General features: G+C 68.8%; 19 protein-coding genes. 9 read left to right on the plus strand and 10 right to left on the minus strand.

Translation table 11 applies throughout. The features are described 5' to 3' along the window. The first annotated feature begins 37 nt into the window (after positions 1-37). Positions 38-895 (plus strand): aldo/keto reductase, encoded by an 858-nt coding sequence (locus tag DBO33_RS05560; protein ID WP_107654061.1) that lies wholly within the window; start codon positions 38-40, stop codon positions 893-895. 3 nt (positions 896-898) lie between these two features. On the opposite strand, the gene DBO33_RS05565 is transcribed toward DBO33_RS05560, so the two are convergent. Next, the gene (locus tag DBO33_RS05565) at positions 899-2,002 is read right to left on the minus strand and encodes an NAD(P)-binding domain-containing protein (RefSeq protein ID WP_107654062.1); all 1,104 of its coding nucleotides are present in this window, start codon (positions 2,000-2,002) and stop codon (positions 899-901) included. 90 nt (positions 2,003-2,092) lie between these two features. Between DBO33_RS05565 and DBO33_RS05570 the strand changes: the two genes are divergently transcribed. From DBO33_RS05570 to DBO33_RS05595, 6 genes are all read left to right on the plus strand, one after another. Continuing rightward, positions 2,093-2,821 (plus strand): enoyl-CoA hydratase, encoded by a 729-nt coding sequence (locus tag DBO33_RS05570; RefSeq protein ID WP_107654063.1) that lies wholly within the window; start codon positions 2,093-2,095, stop codon positions 2,819-2,821. After that, positions 2,821-3,963 (plus strand): MBL fold metallo-hydrolase, encoded by a 1,143-nt coding sequence (locus tag DBO33_RS05575; protein WP_107654064.1) that lies wholly within the window; start codon positions 2,821-2,823, stop codon positions 3,961-3,963. Before DBO33_RS05570 ends, DBO33_RS05575 begins: the two co-directional genes overlap by 1 nt. 37 nt (positions 3,964-4,000) lie before the next feature. Next, positions 4,001-4,285 (plus strand): antitoxin, encoded by a 285-nt coding sequence (locus DBO33_RS05580; RefSeq protein WP_107654065.1) that lies wholly within the window; start codon positions 4,001-4,003, stop codon positions 4,283-4,285. 51 nt (positions 4,286-4,336) lie between these two features. Continuing rightward, positions 4,337-6,670, plus strand: a complete 2,334-nt coding sequence (locus DBO33_RS05585; RefSeq protein WP_107654066.1) for an ATP-dependent DNA ligase — start codon at positions 4,337-4,339, stop codon at positions 6,668-6,670. Positions 6,671-6,751: 81 nt separating this feature from the next. Beyond that, a complete protein-coding gene (locus DBO33_RS05590) occupies positions 6,752-6,931 on the plus strand; it encodes an antitoxin (protein WP_107654067.1) in 180 nt (59 codons plus the stop codon). A 432-nt stretch (positions 6,932-7,363) separates the two neighbouring features. Beyond that, positions 7,364-8,584 (plus strand): lipase family protein, encoded by a 1,221-nt coding sequence (locus DBO33_RS05595; protein WP_159080126.1) that lies wholly within the window; start codon positions 7,364-7,366, stop codon positions 8,582-8,584. 103 nt (positions 8,585-8,687) lie between these two features. Here the strand turns inward: DBO33_RS05595 and DBO33_RS05600 are convergent, their stop codons facing one another. The 4 genes from DBO33_RS05600 to DBO33_RS05615 all read right to left on the minus strand — a co-directional run bounded on the left by DBO33_RS05600 (position 8,688) and on the right by DBO33_RS05615 (position 14,387). Further along, complete coding sequence (locus DBO33_RS05600) at positions 8,688-9,335, minus strand: hypothetical protein (RefSeq protein WP_107654069.1); 648 nt, start codon at positions 9,333-9,335, stop codon at positions 8,688-8,690. A gap of 433 nt (positions 9,336-9,768) precedes the next feature. Next, entirely contained in the window at positions 9,769-10,506 is a 738-nt protein-coding gene (locus DBO33_RS05605; protein ID WP_107654070.1) for a CbiQ family ECF transporter T component, read from the minus strand. Between the two features lie 209 nt (positions 10,507-10,715). Next, entirely contained in the window at positions 10,716-12,848 is a 2,133-nt protein-coding gene (locus DBO33_RS05610) for an ABC transporter ATP-binding protein (protein ID WP_107654071.1), read from the minus strand. A 72-nt stretch (positions 12,849-12,920) separates the two neighbouring features. Then, a complete protein-coding gene (locus DBO33_RS05615; protein ID WP_107654072.1) occupies positions 12,921-14,387 on the minus strand; it encodes a flavin-containing monooxygenase in 1,467 nt (488 codons plus the stop codon). 190 nt (positions 14,388-14,577) lie between these two features. Here DBO33_RS05615 and DBO33_RS05620 point away from each other — a divergent pair, with 190 nt between their 5' ends. Beyond that, a complete protein-coding gene (locus tag DBO33_RS05620) occupies positions 14,578-15,636 on the plus strand; it encodes an AraC family transcriptional regulator (RefSeq protein WP_107654073.1) in 1,059 nt (352 codons plus the stop codon). 4 nt (positions 15,637-15,640) lie between these two features. On the opposite strand, the gene DBO33_RS05625 is transcribed toward DBO33_RS05620, so the two are convergent. From DBO33_RS05625 to DBO33_RS05635, 3 genes are all read right to left on the minus strand, one after another. Then, the gene (locus DBO33_RS05625) at positions 15,641-16,318 is read right to left on the minus strand and encodes a phosphodiesterase (protein WP_107654074.1); all 678 of its coding nucleotides are present in this window, start codon (positions 16,316-16,318) and stop codon (positions 15,641-15,643) included. Between the two features lie 77 nt (positions 16,319-16,395). Continuing rightward, positions 16,396-17,175, minus strand: a complete 780-nt coding sequence (locus DBO33_RS05630) for a metallophosphoesterase (protein ID WP_107654075.1) — start codon at positions 17,173-17,175, stop codon at positions 16,396-16,398. Positions 17,176-17,327: 152 nt separating this feature from the next. Then, a complete protein-coding gene (locus DBO33_RS05635) occupies positions 17,328-17,765 on the minus strand; it encodes a MarR family winged helix-turn-helix transcriptional regulator (RefSeq protein ID WP_107654076.1) in 438 nt (145 codons plus the stop codon). Positions 17,766-17,853: 88 nt separating this feature from the next. Between DBO33_RS05635 and DBO33_RS05640 the strand changes: the two genes are divergently transcribed. Then, positions 17,854-18,498 carry a TIGR03086 family metal-binding protein gene (locus DBO33_RS05640; protein ID WP_107654077.1) on the plus strand — a complete coding sequence of 215 codons (645 nt, stop codon included), beginning with the start codon at positions 17,854-17,856 and terminating at the stop codon, positions 18,496-18,498. A 1-nt stretch (position 18,499) separates the two neighbouring features. Here DBO33_RS05640 and DBO33_RS05645 read toward each other — a convergent pair whose 3' ends face one another. Together DBO33_RS05645 and DBO33_RS05650 are read right to left on the minus strand one after the other, a co-directional pair. Next, a complete protein-coding gene (locus DBO33_RS05645) occupies positions 18,500-19,264 on the minus strand; it encodes an RluA family pseudouridine synthase (protein ID WP_107660008.1) in 765 nt (254 codons plus the stop codon). Between the two features lie 51 nt (positions 19,265-19,315). After that, positions 19,316-20,323, minus strand: coding sequence for an adenylate/guanylate cyclase domain-containing protein (locus DBO33_RS05650; protein ID WP_107654078.1), 1,008 nt, complete (start codon positions 20,321-20,323; stop codon positions 19,316-19,318). Positions 20,324-20,425: the final 102 nt, after the last annotated feature.

Consider the following 20,425-nt stretch of genomic DNA (forward strand, 5'->3'; position numbering starts at 1 on the left):
CGTTGACGGCTCGCCGCCACACTTCTACCGTCGCAGGGTGACCTTCAGAAGCGAGACCTCCGCCGTCCCCTCGATCGTCCTCAACGACGGGAACGTGATCCCGCAACTCGGCTTCGGTGTGTTCCAGGTGCCCGAGGAGGATGTGACCTCGGTCGTCACCACCGCGCTGGAGGTCGGCTACCGCAGTATCGACACGGCGGCGGTCTACGGCAACGAAGAGGGGACCGGTCGCGCGATCCGCGATTTCGGGCTGCCGCGCGACGAAATCTACGTCACCACCAAGGTCTGGAACTCCGAGCAGGGCTTCGACTCGACGCTGCGCGCGTTCGACGCCAGCATGCAGCGGCTCGGTCTGGACTACCTCGACCTGTACCTGATCCACTGGCCGGTGCCCGCGGCCGACCGCTACCTGGACACGTTCCGCGCGTTGCAGGCGCTCAAGACCCAGGGCCGGGTCAAGTCCATCGGCGTCTCCAACTTCAACCCCGCGCACCTGGAGAGGGTCATCGGCGAGATCGGTGAGATCCCCGCGGTGAACCAGATCGAGCTACATCCGCAGCTCGCACAGCGCGAGCTACGCGAGTTCCACGCGGGTCACGCGATCGCCACCGAGGCGTGGAGCCCGCTCGGCCAGGGCACCCTGCTCGACGACCGGACCATCACCTCGGTCGCCGCCGCGGTCGGCCGCACGCCGGCCCAGGTGATCATCCGCTGGCACCTACAACTCGGCAATATCGTCATTCCGAAGTCGGTCACGCCGTCCCGGATCGCGGAGAACTTCGACGTGTTCAGCTTCGAACTGTCCCGTGATCAGATGGACGCGATCAACGCGCTGGACACCGGCTCCCGCCTCGGCGGCGACCCGGAGACGTTCGCCGCGGGCCTGGACGACTGAGGGTCACTGCGCGTTCAGATATCGGGTGAGCTCCGTGGCCGCCGCGCGCCCGGCGCGGTTCGCGCCGATGGTGCTCGCGGACGGTCCGTAACCGATCAGGTGAATGCGCGGATCCGCGGCCACCTGGGTGGCGAGTCGCCCGGTCATGGTGATGCCGCCGCCGGGCCCGCGTAGTCGCAGCGGCGCCAAATGGTCCAGTGCGCTGCGGAATCCGGTGGCCCAGAGGATCACCTCCGCGGGCTGGAACGAGCCGTCGGCCCAGCGCACCCCGTCCGGTTCGATGTGGTCGAACATCGGCAGCCGGTGCAGCGCGCCGCGTGCCTTGGCGGCCCGCAGCCGATCGTCCAGCCGCAGCCCGGTAACCGAGACCACCGACCCCGGCGGCAAGCCCCGGCGCACCCGGTCTTCCACCTGGGCCACCGCCGCGCGCCCGTCCTCGGGCCCGAAGGAGTCGTCGCGGAAGACCGGTTCGGTTCTCGTCACCCACGTGGTGGAGGTGACCTGGGAGATCTCGTCCAGCAACTGCACCGCCGAGACACCGCCGCCGACCACCACCACATGCTTGCCCGCGAACTCCGCCGCGGTGCGGTAGTCGTGGGTGTGCAGCTGCCGCCCGGCGAAGGTCTCCGCGCCGCGGTAGCGGGGGATGAAGGGGTGTTCCCAGGTGCCGGTGCCGTTGATCAGGCCGCGCACCCGGATCGTGCCCGCCGCGTCGGTCTCGGCATTGAGGATCGGCCCGTGCTCGGCGGGGCTACCGTCCTCGGTCCGGTCACAGACCACGGTGACCGACACCTGTCTGCGCACTCGCAGGTCGAAGCGCTTCTCGTAGAGCTCGTAGTAGTGCGGCACCGCGGTCGCCGCGGGCGCCGATTCCGAGCCAGGCGGCAATGTTTCCGCGAACGACATGCCCGGGAGGTCGTGCACCCGATTGACGGTGGTCAGGGTGAGCGAGGGCCAGCGGAACTGCCAGGCCCCGCCGGGACCGGGTGCATGGTCCACGATGAGAAAGTCCTGTTCGGGGCGTAGCCCGAGGCGCTGGAGGTGATAACCGGCCGACAGTCCGGCCTGACCAGCGCCGATCACCAGGATTTCGAAGTCTGTCGGCACAGCCGGAGATCGTAACCGCTTGAGCGGTCTGCGCCGTCGGCTGTGGCAAAGTGAATGTAACCAGACGGATCGCTCAGTTGGGGAGGTCGCATGCTCGGAGTTAGCCGAGACGGTGACGTAGTGACCATCGGACTTCAGCGGGAGGAGCGGCGCAACGCGCTCAACCTCGAGCTCATCACGCTGCTGCGCGAAGCCGTCATCGCCGCCGTCGCGGACGGCGCACGGGTGATCGTGCTGACCGGCCGCGGCCCCATCTTCTGTGCGGGCGCGGATCTGTCCGGCGTCTACTCCGAGGAGTTCCTGGCCGGGCTGATGGAGATGCTGCACACCGTCGAGTCCGTGCCGGTGCCGGTGATCTCGGCGATCAACGGCGGTGCGCTCGGCGCGGGCGTGCAGCTGGCCATCGCCTCGGATCTGCGGGTGATCGGGCCGGACGCCTACATCGCGATTCCCGCGGCCAAGCTCGGCATCTCGGTCGACCGGTGGACGATGCGCAGGTTGGTCTCGCTGATCGGCGGCGGTCCGGCCCGGACCATCCTGATCGGCGCGGAGCCGGTGACGGCGGCCGACGCCTACACCTTCGGCTTCGCCAACCGGCTCGGCACGCTGGCCGACGCACAGGCCTGGGCCAAGCAGATCGCCGAGCTCGCCCCGCTGTCGCTGCGGCACATGAAGCTGGTGCTCAACGACGACGGCACCCGCGAGCCGGAGACCGCGCAGCAGCGCGACGCGCTCGAGGCGGCGTGGTCCAGCGCCGACGCCCAGGAGGGCAGGCTGGCCAGACAAGAGAAGCGCGCCGCGAAATTCGTGGGGCGATGATGAACATCCGCAGCATTGCCGGTGCCGCGGCGGGCGCGCTCGGCCTCACCTGGGTGGTCCGGGCGGCGTGGGGCATCCCGTCCGCGATGGGCGCCTCGATCTCCGCCATCCAGCCGTACGCGACGGGCGCGACCACCTACCGCGACCGCCACTTCCACAACACCGAGCCGAGCAGTCAGCTGGCCGCGGGATCGGCGCCGTCGCTGCTGGTTTCGGCGTTCACCAAACGCAATGTGGGCCGCCCGACCGGGGTGATCCCGCTGCAGACGCCGCAGCTGCCGGAGTCGGCCGCCGACCTGGCCGTCACCTGGTACGGCCACGCCACCGCGCTCATCGAGATCGACGGCTACCGAGTGCTCACCGATCCGGTGTGGAGCGAACGGGTTTCGCCGTCCGCGCTGGTCGGGCCGACCCGCATGCATCCGGTGCCGACGCCGCTGGCGGAGCTGCCCGCGGTCGACGCGGTGCTCATCTCGCACGACCACTACGACCATCTGGACAAGGACACCGTCCGCGAGCTCGTGCTGCGCCAGACCGCGCCGTTCCTGGTGCCGATCGGCATCGGCGCGCACCTGCGGCACTGGGGCGTGCCGGAGCACCGGATCATCGAATTGGATTGGGGCGGTTCGGTTTCGCTGTCCGCGCTGGGCCGGGCCCACGAGGGCTCCGATCTGGTGCTCACCTGTACCGAGGCGCGGCACTTCTCCGGCCGCGGGCTGATCCGCAACACCACCCTGTGGGCGTCCTGGTCCATCGTCGGGCCGACCAAGCGGGCGTACTTCGGCGGCGACACCGGATACACCAAGGCGTTCGCGGAAGCCGGTGCGGCCCTTGGCCCGTTCGATCTGACGCTGCTGCCGATCGGCGCCTACGACGAGCGGTGGCGTGATGTGCACATGAACCCGGAGGAAGCCGTCCGCGCGCACGCCGATCTGTGCGCGGGCGACGCAGATCACGGCCTGCTGGTGCCGATCCACTGGGCCACCTTCAATCTGGCGTTCCACGGGTGGTCCGAGCCGGTGCGGCGCATGGTGACGGCGGCCGAGGCGGCGGGCACCGCGATCGCGATTCCGATGCCGGGCCAGCGGGTCGACCCCGGTGGTGTACCACCGCGGGATTCATGGTGGGAAGATGTGGGTTGACATCCTGCTAGTGGGCTAGAGGAAGGATCGGAAAGCTATGAGCTTCGCAGATACTTTGAAGGGCCTCGTCGGCAAGGGCAAGGACGCGGCGGCCAAGAACGCGGACAAGATCAACGACGCCATCGACAAGGGCGGCGACTTCATCGACCAGAAGACCCAGGGCAAGTACTCGGACAAGATCGCGAAGGGCAAGGAGGCCGCCAAGAAGGTGGTCCCGCCGGAGGATCAGCCGGGTGCGCCGGGTCAGCCGGGCGGTGCGGGCGCGCCGGGCACCACCCCGGACCAGCCCAGCACCCCGGATCAGCCGGGCACACAGGTCTGACGAGCGGCGGGGGCCCGCTTTTTGTCGGTCCCCGCCTCTAAAATCGTTGTCATGGCGTCCCGTCGGCGGTTCGGGGGTATCGAGGTTGAACTCAGCAACCTCGACAAAGTGCTGTATCCGGCCACCGGTACCACCAAAGGCGAAGTCATCGCTTACTATTCGGCGATCGCGCCGGCGATGCTGCCGCATATCGCCGGTCGTCCGGTCACCAGGAAGCGCTGGCCCAACGGGGTCGACGAGCCTTCCTTCTTCGAGAAGAACCTGCCCGCGCACGCGCCGTCGTGGATCGAACGGCACACCATCCAGCATTCCGACCGCAAGGTCACCTATCCGCTGATCGACTCCGAGGCCGGGCTGGCCTGGCTCGGGCAGCAGGCGGCGCTGGAAGTGCATGTGCAGCAATGGCGTTTCGACGGCGACTCGGTCGGGCCGGCCACCCGCATCGTCTTCGATCTCGATCCGGGTCCCGATATGGAGCTGGCGGATTGCGCTCGGGTGGCGCTCGCGGTACGCGACATGATCGAGGACATCGGCCTGCGCGCGTTCCCGGTCACCAGTGGTAGCAAGGGAATTCACATCTACGTCCCGCTGGATCGTGAGGTGAGTTCGAGCGGCGCGTCCACCGTGGCCAAACAGGTGGCCACGAATCTCGAACGGCTGCACCCGGATCTGGTCACCGCGACGATGGCGAAGGCGGCCCGCGGCGGCAAGATCTTCCTCGACTGGAGCCAGAACAACGCCGCCAAGACCACGATCGCGCCGTACTCCATGCGCGGCCGCGCACAGCCCACTGCGGCGGCCCCGCGCACCTGGAAGGAGATCGAGAACCGGAAGAAGCTGCGGCACTTGCGCTTCGACGAGGTCCTCGCGCGCTGGCAGGCCGACGGTGACCTGCTCGCCGAGCTCGATCCGCCACTGCCGCAGGGCAATACCGCGTCGCCGGAGTCCGGCGCCGACGCGCTGGCCAAGTATCGGTCGATGCGCGATCCGGCGCGAACGCCCGAGCCGGTGCCCGCCGAGCGGCCGGAACCGGGCGAGAACAATCGCTACGTCGTGCAGGAACATCATGCGCGGCGGCTGCATTGGGATGTGCGGCTCGAACGCGGCGGCGTGCTGGTGTCCTGGGCGGTACCGAAGGGACCGCCGACCACCTCGAAGCAGAACCGGCTCGCCGTGCACACCGAGGATCATCCGCTGGAGTACCTGGACTTCCACGGCGCCATCCCGAAGGGGCAGTACGGCGCCGGCGAGATGACGATCTGGGATTCCGGCACCTACGAGACCGAGAAGTGGCGCGACGACGAGGTGATCGTGCGATTCCACGGTGAGCGGCTCAATGGGCGTTACGCGCTGATCCAGACCAACGGCAACCAGTGGCTGATGCATCTGATGCGCGAGCAGCATCCCGACGGTGCCGATCCGGGCGACCAGGCCACGAGCGGTCTCGGCGAAGAGCCCGCCAAGCCGTCCGGCCGCATCATCCGGGTGTCGAGCGGGCCGTCGCCCTTCCCGAAGGGGCTGGCGCCGATGCTCGCGACCCCCGGTGACGTCGCCGATCTCACCGCCGACGAGTGGTGCTTCGAGACCAAGTGGGACGGCTTCCGGCTGATCGCTGAAATCGAGTCCGGCAGAGTCACTTTGCGCAGCCGGCATGGCATCGTGGTGAACAACCGCTACCCGGGCATGGCGGTGCTCGGCGACGAACTGGCCGGGCACAACGTGGTCCTGGACGGCGAGGCGGTGGTCTTCGACGACCACGGTGTGGCGAATCTCGGCCTGCTCCAGGCGGATGCGGCGCGGGCCGTGTTCGTCGGCTTCGACGTGCTGTATCTGGACGGCACTTCGCTTGTCCGCAAACGCTATTCTGATCGCCGCCGGGTGCTGGAGGCGCTCGCCGGCACCGCGCCCTCGCTGCTCGTGCCGCCGCGACTGGACGGTTCCGGGGCCGACGCGGTGCGCTACAGCCAGGACCAGGGCATGGAGGGCGTGGTCGCCAAGCGCAAGGACTCGGTGTACCTGCCCGGCAAGCGCGGCCACTCCTGGGTGAAGCAGCGCAACTGGCGCACCCAGGAGGTGGTCATCGGCGGCTGGCGGCGCAGCGACGCGCGGGACTTCAAGTCGCTGCTCGTCGGTATCCCGTACGAGGGCAGGCTGATCTACGTCGGCCGGGTCGGCACCGGATTCAACGACACCGACATGCGGGAGCTGGCCAAGCGCCTGAGCCCGTCCGAGCGGAAGACCAGCCCGTTCGACAACGACCTGACCGCCGAGGAGCGCAAGGAAGCGGTCTGGGTGACCCCGAAAATCCATGGCACCGTGCGTTTCATGAACTGGACCGAGACCGGCCGCCTGTGGCATCCGGCGTGGCTGGGCGCCACGGACTGACGTGTACCGGCGCGTACTCCCGTTCGGCCGCGCCCATTACAGTGATCCGCTGGTGGACCCATCTTCAATGAGGAGTGCGTAGTGGACTTCAAGAACCTGGCGAACAAGGCTGTCGACCTGGCCCAGCAGCACGCGGACAAGGTGGAGACCGTCATCGACAAGGCGGGCGATCTGGTCGACCAGAAGACCGGCGGCAAGTACGCGGGCCAGGTCGACTCTGCCCAGGAAGCCGCCAAGAAGGCGCTGCGCGAGCAGAAGTGACCCGGCTCGACTGCGCCTGAGGCACTTTCGACACGCTGGGCCGGGCCGCGCCGGACATTCGCGGCGGTGGGTCTGACCATGGGTTGACCGTTGCCGGGGGTCCGGAACGGTCAGTACCGTGAATGGCCTCGAGGCCCGAGTGCGTCGGCGCGGACCCGTATCCGGCGCACGGCGTCGTGGCCGCACCGGACAGGGGAGGTCCCCATGCGCAGCAGCCATGAACCGGCCGGAGCCGGTGTGCCCGCGCTATCAATACTGGTCGGCCGAGTATTTCGTTCCGGCAACAAGTTAGGGGTGTCGGGGATACGTCGCGCGAGTGCCGAACGGTTCGGTCACGCGCAAGGTAGGTTGCCTGCCATGGCGACTCCGCACGGAATCGGTAGGGGGACTTCACTCCTCAGCACAACGCCCTTCGGCCCGCTAGGCCGGAGAGTGGCTCGGGCCGGCTCGTCGGCAGTCATCCTGTCGGTGCTGGCGCTGGCTTCGACCTTGATCATGGCGCCGGGCAGCGCGCGAGCACAGGTGCTGCCGCCCGACGCCGACCCGTTCTACACGGCGCCTGCCGACCTCGCCGCCTACCCCGAGGGCGCGATCGTGGAGTCGCGGCAGAGTGCGTTGTTCGGTGTGCCGCTACCGGTCTCGACGTGGCAGGTGAAATACCGGAGCACCGACGCGGGCGGCAATCCGGTGGCCGACGTGGCCACCGTCATGGTGCCGATGCTGCCGTGGCTCGGCCCGGGCCCCCGCCCGCTGCTGTCCTATCAGATCGCCGAAGACAGCCTCGGCACCCGGTGCGCGCCCTCCTACGCGTTGCGCGGCGGCGGCGACCCCGGTGGTGCGCAGGCATTGATCGACACCCCGTTCATGGCAACCGCACTGAGCCGCGGTTGGGCCGTGGTAACCAGCGACTACCAGGGCCCGCAGTCCCGGTTCCTCGACGGCGTCAACTCCGGGCGCGGCGTGCTGGACGGTATTCGGGCCGCCCGCGCCCTGCCCGCCGCGGGACTCGGACCGGCGACTCCCGTTACCGCGTGGGGTTATTCGGGCGGCGCCTTCGCCACCTTGTGGGCCGCCCAGATGCAGCCGAACTATGCGCCGGACGTGCGATTCGCCGGCATCGCCGCGGGTGGCGTCCCGTCGAATTGGCCCGCCATCGCCCAGCACGTGGACGGCACCATGCAGGCCGGTCTGGCCATGCTCATCGTGATCGCGGCGGTCCGCGACAATGCGAACGCGGGCCTGATGGAGCTGCTCAACGACCGTGGCCGCGCGATGATCGCCGCCGACGGTGCCGCCTGCGGCCCCGACCTGGTGGCGAAATACATGAACGCGCGCGTCGACGACTACGCCGCGGTGCCGAACCTGCTGGCGCACCCCGCTTTCCGCGCGGCGACCGACCCGCACGAACTCGGCAACCCCGCGCCCACCGTGCCGATGTACCTGTACCACAGCACCACTGACGATGTGGTTCCCGTGGCCGGCTTCACCGACATCCTCGGCCGCTACTGTGCCCAGGGCGCGACGGTCACCTCCGTGCACTCCGCGTTGCCCGGCCACAACCCGGCTGCGGTCGGCGAGGCGCTCGGTGCGATGTCCTATCTCGCGGACCGGGTGGCGGGTGCGCCGGTCGCGCCCGGTTGTCGCGCGAGGTAGCGCACGGATCGGTCACAACCCGTGGCACGCAGACAATGACGCGGCCCGCACCGAATCGTCGAGGATTCGGTGCGGGCCGCGTTCGGTCGATCCGGGTCGGTTCCTACCGCGACCGGGGGTCGTCCATCCACTTCGTGGTTCCCGGCGGTGCCGCGAGGGTGTTGATCAGGTCGATCCCCGCGATGATCAGTGTCGGACCGCCCGCCACGATGGTGCCGATGACCCCGCCGATGGCCGCGCCCGCCAGCACGCTGGCGATCACCGTCGGCCCGCCGATGATGCCGGTCAGCCCGACCACGGCGCCGATCACGGTGCCGATGAAACCGCCGACCGCGGTGGCGATGCCGAACTGGGTCAGGAAGGCATCCTGGGCGCGCTGGTTCTCGAACGGCGAGGCGATAGCGGTCGCCGCCGGGCGCGCCTGCGTGACGTCCTTGACCACCGTCAGTTCCAGTACACGGCCCGCGTCGCGCACCGCGTGCGGGAGCGGGAATTCCAGACCGTCCTGCCGGAAGGCCAGCGGCATGGTGACCACCGTGTTCCCGGCCTCGTCCTTGATGTCGACGACATTGCCCGCCAGCTCGAACGATCCGCCGGTGAGCGTGGTGATGATGGTGTCGCCCACCAGCTGTGCCGAGTAACCGATCTCAGGAGTCGGCGCGGCGGTGGGCTGCGCATGGGCGGTGCCCGCGCCGACCGCGACCGCGGCGACGAGAGGCACTGCGGCCGCAGTGATCTTGCGGAAAATCATTCGGGTGTTCCATTCTTCATCAGGTTTTCAAGCATCGGAGAAACGGCGCGCACGTCCGATTTCCTTTCCCCCACTGCGGTGCGCGGCCACGTGATTCAGCGGACAGCTACTCCGCAGATAACACTACTGCCTCGAGGGTGTTCCAGCCCATGAAATAGGGGGCAACAATCCTTTTAAATACCGCGAAACAGGTTATAGCCGTTGGCTATTCACGTCCTTCTGTGCAGGACCACGATCGACGCGCACGATGAGCCGGTGAGCGGTGGTGTCTCGTTCCACTCGACCCGCACCGGGCCGGCACCCACCACCGAACACCGAAAGCGGCGCCGCAAACCGGAGCAGCAACCATTCAGATTCGGGTAAAAATCCAACTGGCAACCCCACGACCGCCGAGGCCGCACCGTGACTCGGCCCTGGAAGCGTCGGCGTCCGGCTACAGGAGCGCGAAACCGAGCGTGAAGGCACCCGCGCACACTGCGACGACGACGATCAGTGCGACGGCGTCGCGCCGACCGGGGGAGCTGGGGTAGGCCGCGAGTTCGCCGGTGCCGCCGCGCGCGGTGATCGCCTCACCGAGTTCGCCTGCGCGCCGGGTGGATACGGCCATGGCGGCGGTGAGGATGTCGATCAGCGGGTTCTCCGTGGCGAGCGCGACCAGGGTGTTCTTGGGGCGAAGTTTGCGGGCCGCGCGCAGCACCCGGATCTCCTCCATGAGCAGCGGCAATCCGCGCAGGGTGAGGGCGACGACCACCGCCCATTCATCCACGGGCAGCTTGAGTTTGCGCAGTGGCGCACCGAGTTTGGCCAGCGCGGGGGCGATATCGCTCATCGGCGTCGTCCAGGCGACCAGGAACGAGGTGGCGACCAGTAGCAGGCCGAGCACCACCGTCTGCGCGTAGCGCAGCACCGCCTGGCCGTCCACCGCGGCGTTGACCAGGCCGCCGATCGCGAGCAACCCCCAGAACCACCACGGCAGGCGCGGCAGCGTGCCGAGCGGAATCCGCGCCAGCACACCGATGAACACCAGAAACGCAACCATCACGCCGAGCACCGGCCAGGTCGGCAGGAACATGAGCAGACTGATCAGGAACGCGCCGATCATCTTGGTACCGGCCCACAGGTCGTGCACGGGGCTCTGCACCGGAACCCGGCGGAACAGCACAACACTCATGCCTGCACCTCGCTGGCGCTCGGTTCCGGCATGTGCGTTGCACGCTGTGACATGATTCGCTCGCTTCGCTCACTCATGCCTGCACCTCGCTGGCGCTCGGTTCCGGCATGTGCGTTGCACGCTGTGACATGATTCGCTCGCTTCGCTCACTCATGCCTGCACCTCGCTGCCCTTCAACTCCGGAACATGCGGCGACATGATTCGCTCACTCATGATTGTCCTCCGTGCTCGAGCCGCCATGCGGGTTCGCCCGACCGGGGCGGTGGTGCCGCAGTGCGGGAATCGCGCTCGGGCGCAGGCTTATTGGGTGAGGGCGCGCCGTCGGGCACCGCATCATCCGCCGGTATCCGCCCGGACCGCAGGTGCACCGTCCGATCGCACACCGTGGACATGTCCTCTACATCGTGCGAGATAACGATCAACGTCAAACCGGAATCCCGCAGCCGCGCAAGCAGTTCCACGATGTCCGCCCGCCCTTCGGGGTCGAGCCCGGCCAGCGGCTCGTCGAGCACGACCACCTGCGGGTGACTGGCCACGATCGCGGCGAGCACCACCCGTTTCGCCTGTCCGCCGCTGAGTTCCTCGATCGACCGCGCGGCCAGCGACCGATCCAGCCCCACCGCGTCCAGCGCCCGGCCGACGGCCCCGGACCCGGTGGCCCGCCCACCCCAGTCCGCGATCTCCGTGCCGACCGTCTGCTTCTGTAGTTGCAACCGGGAATGCTGGAACGCCAGTCCGACCCGGCCGATCTGCTGGGTGACCGCCTTGCCGTCGAGTTCGCAACGGCCCGAAGTCGGTTCGACCAGCCCGGCGATGATCCAGGCCAGCGTCGACTTACCCGAGCCGTTGCCGCCGACGATGAGCAGCGCCTCGCCGCGGCGCACCGAGAGATCGACCGAATGCAGCGCGGCCGCTTCCCACGGTGGGCCGCGGTTGTAGGTGTATCGCACGTCGCGCAGTTCGAGCAGCGGCTCACCCATCGGCCTGCGCCGCACATCCCGGACCGGGCGCGGCCAGGCGGCCAGCCGCTCGACCGCGCGGCCCTGCGCCAGGTGCACCACCCGGCTCGCCGCGGCCGCGTCGGCCTCGTGGTGGGTCACCAGCACCACCGCCATCCCGTGGCGTTTCGGCAGTGCCGCAAGCAGTTCGACGAGTTCGCGGCGCCCCTGCGGGTCGATCATCGAGGTGGCCTCGTCGGCGATGAGCAGCGCGGGTTGCCGGGCGAGGGCCGCGGCGACCGCGAGCCGCTGCTGCTGACCGCCGGACAGGGTGGCGGTTTCCTTGTCGCCCATGCCGTCCAGCCCGACCTCGCGCAGCAGTCCGTCGACGTCGACGTCCGCGGCGAGTTCCGCGGGCAGCCCCCACACCACATCGTCGGCGACGAGCACGCCGAGGGTCTGGCTCTCCGGCCGTTGCAACACCAGCGCGGTGCCGCCGAGGTGTCCGAGCCCCGCGGAACCGGGACGCTGCACCGTTCCGGTGGTGGGCGGCAGCCCGGCGAGCAGCCGGGTGAGCGTCGACTTGCCGGAGCCGTTGTGCCCGACGACCGCGACGAACTCGCCGACGTCCACGGTGAGGTCGATATCGCGCAGCGCGTCGCGCACCGCGCCCGGATAACGGAATCCCGCCCCGCGCAGGGTGACCGGCAGCGGCGCGATCGCGCGATCGTCCGGCGGCGCGTCGAGCCGGTCATGACCGGGCAGCCAGGCCAGCCGATCGAGCACCGAGCCGAGCACGAACCAGGAGAAGAGCGCGGTTGTCACCATGCCCGTCACCACGCCGCCGCCGACCCAGAGCCACCACCAGCGCAGCACGGAATCGGTGACGTCGACGGCCGCGCGCCCGAGCGGCGCCAGCTGTTCCTGGCGGTCGGCGAGTTCCTGGATGCCGCGCGAGGTATTGCGGACGGTGTCGAACAGCAGGTTCCTGGTGGCGGAGAGCAGCTGCAACATCCCGACCGCGAAGCCGGCCCAGACCAGACCGGCGAGGGTGGAAAGCCCGAGCACCGCGCCGATGCCGCCGCCACGTCGTTTGGTCGTGCCGATGATGCCCGCGATGGTGGCCGTCGCCATCAGCCCGGTGGTGGCCAGCAGGCCGGTGGCGACGAAGGCGACCACGGTCGCCGCGGCGGCGGCGGTGACCAGCGCACGCAGCCGGTAGCGCTGCGCGAGCAACCCCATCGGCACCGCGGCGACCAGGTTCAGCGCGGCCGCCAGCGGGATCACCGAGCCGACGGTGACCAATCCGACGGTGGCGCCGCCCAGCACGGCGCCGAACGCCAGCTCGATCGGTCGCAGCGGCCCGTGTTCGGCCGTGCCGTCAGCTATCGGGCGTCCAGTCACGGCACAAGTCTGCCAGTGCGCGCGGGCGGTCAGTGTGCGGGCGCGTCCCGGCGGCGCCCCGTCCGGTAGCCGTCATGCGGCCGGAGTGAGGGTGTAATCGGCGGGATCGAGCTTGCGCAACCTGCGGCGATAACTGGTCTGCGAGCCGGGCCAGTTGTTGGTGATGCGGCCCGCGGCGTTGCGATACCAACTGGCACAGAAGTTCCACGGGGTACGGGCGAGGCGTTGCTGCAGGGCCTCGTTGAACCGCGCCTCCTGATCGGCGCGAACCTCCAGCGAGTGCCCTGGGTGCCGGCCGAGCAGCTCGACCGCCTGGCGGATGTAGCGGGCCTGCGATTCGATCATGTAGATGATCGAGCCGACACCGAGATTGGTGTTCGGCCCGTAGACCAGGAACAGATTCGGAAACTCCGGCACCGTGACGCCGTAGTAGGCGTGCGCTCCATCGGCCCAGACGTCGGACAGTTTGCGGCCCGCGCGGCCGTAGATGTGCATCGGCCAGAGGAATTCGGTGCCCTTGAAGCCGGTGCCGTAGATGATCACGTCGACGTCGTGCACGGTGCCGTCTGCGGTGCGCACGCCCTGCGGCAGCACCTCGGTGATCGCGGTGGTCTCCACCCGCACATTCGGCTGGGTCAGCGCGGGGTAGTAGTCGTTGGAGAACAGGCCGCGTTTGCAGCCGATCGGATAGTGCGGGGTGAGCTTGGCCCGCAGCTCCGGGTCGGCCACCTGCTTGCGCAGATGACGCTCGGCGAGCGTCGCCACCAGCCCGGCGACGGCCGGGAACTCGACCAGGCCGAGCGAGACGAACTCGGCGATCGACCACCAGCCGAAGCGCTCGACCAGCAGCGCGCCGGGCAGCCGGGCGAACAGCCGGTGCTGGATGGGCGAGTAGTCGGTGTCGAACTTGGGGATCACCCACGCGGGCGTGCGCTGGAACAGGGTGAGCTGGTCTACCTTCGGCTGGATCTCCGGAATGTATTGGATAGCGCTGGCGCCGGTGCCGACGCAGGCCACGCGCTTGCCGCGCAGTTCGACACCGTGGTCCCACTCGGCGGAATGGAACGCCGCACCCGCGAAGGTGTCGAGCCCCGCGATATTCGGTAGCGCGGGCCGCGACAGCTGGCCGACCGCCGAGATCAAGACGTCCGCCGTCCTGGCGGTGCCGTCGGCGGTGCGCACGGTCCAGCGGCCGGTGGCGTCGTCGAATTCGGCCTCGGTCACCTCGGCGCCGAACCGGATCGTGTCGAATACGCCGTTACGCTCCGCGACGCCACGCAGATAGGCGTGAATGGACTCGCGCCCGGAGTAGCGCTGCGGCCAGTCCGGTTTCGGCTCGAACGAGAAGGAGTACAGCGGGGACGGCACGTCGCAGGCGGCGCCGGGATAGGTGTTCTCCCGCCATACGCCACCGAGGTCGGCGGCCCGCTCCAGGATGGTGATGTCGTCGAAACCGTTGCGGCGCAGCTCGATCGCCATCCCGATGCCGCCGAAGCCCGCGCCGATGATGAGGACCGATGGCCGGTTGCCCGCTGTCATGTGACACTCCTCACAACACCCACGATGATTCCACTGTAGGGGGCGTCCGGATAACCGATCGAGAAATTCGGCCAAGCGCTTGCGGGTCGCGGATGCGCGAGGCCGCTGGGAGCGCTTGCGGGTCGCGGATGCGCGAGGCCGCTGGGAGCGCTTGCGAGTCGCGAATGCGCGAGGCCGCATACTGTGCGCTGTGGAGCGGGTGCAGGATCCGGGGATCCGTGACTGGAACTTTCCGCGCGGGATAGCCAGCGTGGCGCTGATGGTCGGCTATGCCGCCGAGCACGGCGTGTCCGCCGGGCGCATGCTCGCCGGAACGGGGTTGTCCGAGTCATTGCTGCGCGACCCGGACGGGCAGATCGACGCGCACATCGAACTCGCCGTGGTCCGCAATCTGGTGCGCGAACTCGCCGACCGGCCCGCGCTCGGCGTGGAGGTCGGCCGTCGCTATCGGATCACCACCTTCGGCATCTTCGGTTTCGCGTGTGTCAGCAGCCCGACCCTCGGTGAGGCGATCTCGTTCGCGCTGCGCTACCTGGAGCTGAGCTTCACCTTCTGCCTGCCCGTCGGGGAGTGGCGGGCGGGGGAGTTCGTGGCCTGGGTGCACGACGAGCTGATTCCGGCCGATGTCCGGCAGTTCCTGGTCGAACGTGACGTCACCGCCATGCATCAGGTGATGAGCGACCTACTAGGCAGGCAGCTACCGCTGGCCAGGGCCGAATTCCGTTTCGCGGAACCGGCATACGCCGATCGGCTCCAAGAGATCACGGGCGTGCGCCCGCGCTTCGGGCAGGCACGCAACCTGTTCGCGATCGATCCCGCGGTGCTGGAACAGCCACTGCCGCAGGCGAACGAGCAGACCTGGGCCATGTGCCTGGCGCAGTGCCGGGAGCTGGTGGATCGCCGCCGGGCCCGCACCGGTATCGCCGCCGAGGTGCGCGAACGCCTGGTCCCCGGCGGCGCCGACGGATTCACCGCGCCGCCCGGAATCGACTCCGTCGCACGTGATCTCAATATGAGCACGCGCACACTGCGCCGCCACCTCGATGCCGCGGGCACCGGCTACCGTGCGCTGCTCGACGAGGTGCGCCGCGCGCTGGCCGAGGAGATGCTCACCGCGACACCACTTTCGGTGAGCGACGTCGCGATCCGGCTCGGCTATGCGGAATCGTCGACGTTCATCTACGCGTTCAAACGCTGGACCGGCGCGACGCCCGCCGCCTATCGCCGCGAACGGGCCGTGCGGCGCTGAGCGGTCACGCGCCTTCGCCGCGTCCGCTCCGGCTGCCCGAGTAGGCGAATTCCCTTACCTTGCCGACGATCCTGGGCAACAACTCCACGCCGTCCGGGTGGTTGAGCATCGGGTCGAAGTAGTCGGTCCGATGGTCCGCGGATTCCGAGAGCCGCAGCGTCAGCTCGGCGAGGCGCATGGTCGTCCCGGTCACCCCGCTCGCCAGCAGGGTGAACGAGATCGGCTGCTCGCGCAGATGCTCGGTCATCGCCGCTAGCGACGCGGCGGCGGGCTGGCCGGTGTCCGGTTCGGCGAAGAACCACAGCGGCGCGGTCTTGCCGACCCGATAGGGCATCAGGCTGCCGTACCTGGCGCTGACCCAGCCACGCGCGGGGGTGATCAGGAACTTGCTCAGCGGTCCGCCGCCGGTGGTGGCCAGCGCGAAATCCCACGGCTCGTCGCGGCGATCCAGCACCCGGAACGCCAAGCCGAGCACATCCGGCAGGCTGCCCGGCGTGCCCGCGCCCTTCGACAGGCGCGCGATCACCGCACGCTCACCCGTGCCGAACAGGTGCTCGTACTCGCTTTCCGCGTGCAGCCGCCCGGACAGGTGCAGGCCGTCGGGGTGAAAGACCCTGGCATGGCGCAGCTTGGCGCCCACGGCGAAGGTGCTGCGCACTACTGAAGCGGCGAGATCGGTCATCGGAGTTCCTTCGAATCGAGGGGAACTGTCATCCCTCGACTGCCCGGCCCCCGGGCGGCTAAACGGCCGGGCCCGCCTCAGTTCGGCGCGACGCCGAGCCAGCCGCCCATCGGGATGCTGCGGAAATGCGTTGTGAGGCTGTGCTTTTCATCGATCATGTGCAGTGCAACGGCGGGGTCGGGCGCGTAGTCCATCACGTGGGCGGGCAGGTCCAGCTCCCAGATGCCGCCGAGCACCGACGCGGTGCTCGGCGCGACCAGCAGCGGACGCCCTGCGAATGTCGTTGTCGCCGCGGAGTGTGCGTGCCCGGTGAGCACCGCGACGATGCGCTTGTCACCGGCGACCAGTTCGGCGAACTTCTCCGGCTCCTGGAGCGAGATCTCGTCGACGATCGGGCTGAACAGGTACGCGGGCGGATGATGCAGGGCGAGCAGCACCGGTTTGTCGGCCGGGGCGGTGGCGAGCACGTCGTGCAGCCAGGTGTAGGTCTCGTCGGCGAGCCGGCCGCTCGGCTCACCCGGAATGCTCGAATCCAGCAGTGCGACGGTCAGATCCCCGATCCGGTGGGCGTGGTTGATCGGCGCGGTCGAGGCCGGTTCGCCGAGCAGCGTGCCGCGAAAGGCGGAGCGATCATCGTGATTGCCGGGGATGGCGTACACCGGAATGTCGATGTCGAACGCGAGCCTGGCCTGCGCGTACTGGTCGGGCTTGCCCCCGTCGGTGACGTCGCCGGTCACCAGAATCGCGTCCGGCCTGCGGCGCAGGCCGCTCAGAAAGGCCATGACCTGCTCGACCCGTTCGGCGTTGCGGGCGCCGAGATCGAAATGTGTGTCGCTGACCTGAGCCACCAGGATCATCGGCGTTCGCTTTCTCTGGGGGATCGCTCCGTTGCGTCAGAGTGTGCCCGCCTCCCGTGCGCGGCACGTAATAAGGCTAGTTGACCTGCGTGTTACGCGTCGCCATGAGGCTCGCCACCAGCGGAAACCTGCGCGGTGGTCTGTGTGCGTGCTCACGGCGACTGCTCTTCGACGTGCGTCGCCAAGGTCTGCAGCGAGCGCAGGAAGACGCGCCGATCAGCCGCGGGCAACTCCGAAAGCAGGCGATTTTCCACCTCCTGGATATCGGCCTGCACCCGGTCGCGCAGGCTGCGCCCGGCCGGGGTGATGGATACCAGATTGACGCGCCGATCCGCTGGGTCGGGTTCGCGCCGGATCAATCCGCCCTGTTGCAGCTCGTCGAGCACCGGGATGATGCGGGTCTTGTCGGCGTTGATCGACTTGGCCAGCGCGGCCTGGGTGTACACGGGTTCCTTGCCGAGCCCGAGCAGCACCGCGTAGCCCCACATGGACACGCCATGTCGTTCGAGCACAGGCAGTTCCACCGCCATGAGCGCCCGCATGAGTGGGGCCATCATCGCGGCAAGATCGGGACGAGGAGCTTGCGGCATGGGAAGAAAATACTGCTTGGCAGATGATAAGCATGAGCATACGATAGGCGCGTACTTATTATTTGGATCTAGTAGAGAGCAGCCATAGATGGCGACCGATTCGGATACCAGCGCAGAACTGCGCACCCTCGACGCGCTGATGAGCGAGGTCGATCTCATCGCGTTGAACGAGCGGGCGGTGCGGACGAGCATCGGCCTGGTCGAGCAACTGACCAGTGCCGACCTGAGCAAGCCGACGCCGTGCGCCGATTGGACGCTGCACGGCCTGTTGACGCACATGATCGCCCAGCACTACGGATTCGCCGCGGCGTCCCGTGGCGACGGCGACCCGGTCCAGTGGAAGCTACGTCCGCTCGGTGCGGATCCGGTGGCGAGTTATCGCGCCGCCGCCGAGCACGTCATCGCGGCGTTCGCCGAACCCGGCGTGCTCGACCGGAAGGTTCCGCTGGTCGAGTTCAGTACCGACTTCGAGTTCTCCGGAGCTCAGATGGTGAGCTTCCACTTCATCGACTATGTCGTGCATTCCTGGGATGTGGCAAAGACTTTGGGGTTGCCGGTGGATTTCGACGATGAACTGATCGATGCCGCGTTCCCGGTGGCCGAGGCGGTTCCCGGCGGCGAGATCCGGCTGGCGCCCGGTGCCGCATTCGGCCCGGTGGTGCCGTCGTCGAGTGCGGACCGGCTGGACCGGATCGTCGCGATGCTCGGTCGGTCACCGGAATGGCCGCACTGAGCTAATCGCCGCGCAGCAACTCGCCTGCGCGGTTCAGCAGGTCGGTGGTTTCGTTCGGCTCGGCCTGGATCGGACGCCAGAAGTCCGTGCCTGGTGTCGCCTCCAGTTTCAGTTCCGGCGGGGTACGCCAGTCCGCCGTCAGGCCGAGCCGCCACGAATGCAGGTAGGTCCGCTCGTGTGCACCCGACTTGTCGAACAGCGGGTCGCCGACGATGGGGTGGCCGATCCAGGCCAGCTGCACCCGAATCTGGTGGCGGCGCCCGGTGATCGGGCGCAGTGCCAGCACCGCGTGGTCGTCGCGGCGGAGCACCGTGGCGAACTCGGTGCGGGATGGATAGTTCTTGGTATCGAGCAGATCGGCGTCGGCGACGAACCAGCGGTCCGCGTCGCGGCGAATGCTCTCCCGCGGCGCCGCGATGCGGACCCGGTTCTTGCGTCCGACGCTCAGCGGCAGGTCGATCGTCCCGGTGTCGGGCAGCTCGCCCGGCGTCACGATGGCGAGGTAGGCCTTTTCGGCGGTCTGCTTGTTGAACTGCCGGGTCAACTGGCCGTGCGCGGCGAGTTCCTTGGCCAGCAGCACCAGTCCGGAGGTCACCTTGTCGATGCGGTGCACCGGATAGAGCGTTTCGCCCGCCGCGGCGGCCATCTGGACCAGGTCGGTGTCGTGCCGCTCGCCGGTGACGGAGATGCCCGCGGGCTTGTGCAAGGCCAGGATCGCCGCGTCTTCTTCGACGAGGAATCGCGCGCGCAGCTCGGACCAGTCCATTTCCACTGGGACGAGCTTAGGTCGCGGTCGGCGCCGTGCTCGAAGCGGTGCTCAGTGGTTCTTCTCGTTGCGCCGCAGGATGTGCGGGCGCAGCCGATTGAAGCCGCGGACGCGGACGCTGCGCAGGTTCTTGATCAGGAATTCCGGCTCGCCGTCCAGCGCCGCGGCGGCCTCGTCATCGATGAGTACCGTGCCGGGCCGGGCGACGCCGGTGAGCCGGGACGCGATGTTCACGACCGAGCCGTACAGATCGCCGAACCGCTGGAGCACCGCGCCATAAGCCACCGCGACGCGCAGTTCCGGCGTGCCGCCGACCATCATGGTGGACTCCTGGATGGCCAGCGCGATGCGCGCCGCGTTGGCCGCGCTGTTCGCGGCGAACATCACCTCGTCGCCGACGTTCTTGACCACCCAGCCGCCGTTCTCGGTGATCGCGGCGGTCGTGGTGGACTCGAAGGACTCGAGCAGCAGCGAGAGCTCGTCGGGGTGCAGGTGCCTGGTCAGTCGCGTGTAACCGACCATATCCGCGAAGCCGACCGCCAGCTCGCGCACCGTGTCCCCGGCGGAGGTGCCCGGATCGAGCGACCGCGACAGAGCGGCGGCCAGGTGGCGGCGCCAGGCGTAGGTATTGAGCTGTTCGAGGGTCGCGATGGTGCCCTCGGTGGCGGTGCGCACCGTTTCCTCGGGGTCGGCGCCGGGGTCGGCCGCGGCGATGCGCTCGCCGATCTCGGCGAGCACCAGGTCGACCTGCCACTCCGCGAGCCGCGCCATGCCCTGACCGAGCGTGCGCGCGGTCGCCGCCTGCTGCCGGGAGTCGGCCGAGGCCAGCACGTTCAGGTCGCGGAAGTTGCGCAGGGCCGCGATGTCGGCGTCGGTGTAGTCGACGGCGTCGTCGTCCAGCCCGGCCGGGAAGCCGAGGGCGGTCCACAGTCGTTTGGTCAGCGCCGTGGTGGTGCCTGCCTGATCGGCGACGTCGGTGCGGCTGTACTGCCTGGCCCCGTCCAGCAGATACGACTCGACGATCGACTGCACCAACTCGGACTTCTCGATGGGCACCATGCCCGTACCTTACGACGACCGCGGCGCCACTCGCCGCAAACACCGCCACCACTGGGCCACCTCACAGCGGGCGGCCCGGTCGGCGTGTCCCTGGAACGGTTG

Origin of the sequence: Nocardia suismassiliense (genome assembly GCF_900269665.1) — a bacterium.
Classification (GTDB): Bacteria; Actinomycetota; Actinomycetes; order Mycobacteriales; family Mycobacteriaceae; genus Nocardia; species Nocardia suismassiliense.

Coding starts and splice junctions, on each gene's coding strand:
- DBO33_RS05570 (WP_107654063.1), top strand. CDS start 2,093: ATGCTCGGAGTTAGCCGAGACGGTGACGTAGTGACCATCGGACTTCAG.
- DBO33_RS05575 (WP_107654064.1), top strand. CDS start 2,821: ATGAACATCCGCAGCATTGCCGGTGCCGCGGCGGGCGCGCTCGGCCTC.
- DBO33_RS05580 (WP_107654065.1), top strand. CDS start 4,001: ATGAGCTTCGCAGATACTTTGAAGGGCCTCGTCGGCAAGGGCAAGGAC.
- DBO33_RS05585 (WP_107654066.1), top strand. CDS start 4,337: ATGGCGTCCCGTCGGCGGTTCGGGGGTATCGAGGTTGAACTCAGCAAC.
- DBO33_RS05600 (WP_107654069.1), bottom strand. CDS start 9,335: ATGATTTTCCGCAAGATCACTGCGGCCGCAGTGCCTCTCGTCGCCGCG.
- DBO33_RS05605 (WP_107654070.1), bottom strand. CDS start 10,506: ATGAGTGTTGTGCTGTTCCGCCGGGTTCCGGTGCAGAGCCCCGTGCAC.
- DBO33_RS05615 (WP_107654072.1), bottom strand. CDS start 14,387: ATGACAGCGGGCAACCGGCCATCGGTCCTCATCATCGGCGCGGGCTTC.
- DBO33_RS05625 (WP_107654074.1), bottom strand. CDS start 16,318: ATGACCGATCTCGCCGCTTCAGTAGTGCGCAGCACCTTCGCCGTGGGC.
- DBO33_RS05630 (WP_107654075.1), bottom strand. CDS start 17,175: ATGATCCTGGTGGCTCAGGTCAGCGACACACATTTCGATCTCGGCGCC.
- DBO33_RS05635 (WP_107654076.1), bottom strand. CDS start 17,765: ATGCCGCAAGCTCCTCGTCCCGATCTTGCCGCGATGATGGCCCCACTC.
- DBO33_RS05640 (WP_107654077.1), top strand. CDS start 17,854: ATGGCGACCGATTCGGATACCAGCGCAGAACTGCGCACCCTCGACGCG.
- DBO33_RS05645 (WP_107660008.1), bottom strand. CDS start 19,264: ATGGACTGGTCCGAGCTGCGCGCGCGATTCCTCGTCGAAGAAGACGCG.
- DBO33_RS05650 (WP_107654078.1), bottom strand. CDS start 20,323: ATGGTGCCCATCGAGAAGTCCGAGTTGGTGCAGTCGATCGTCGAGTCG.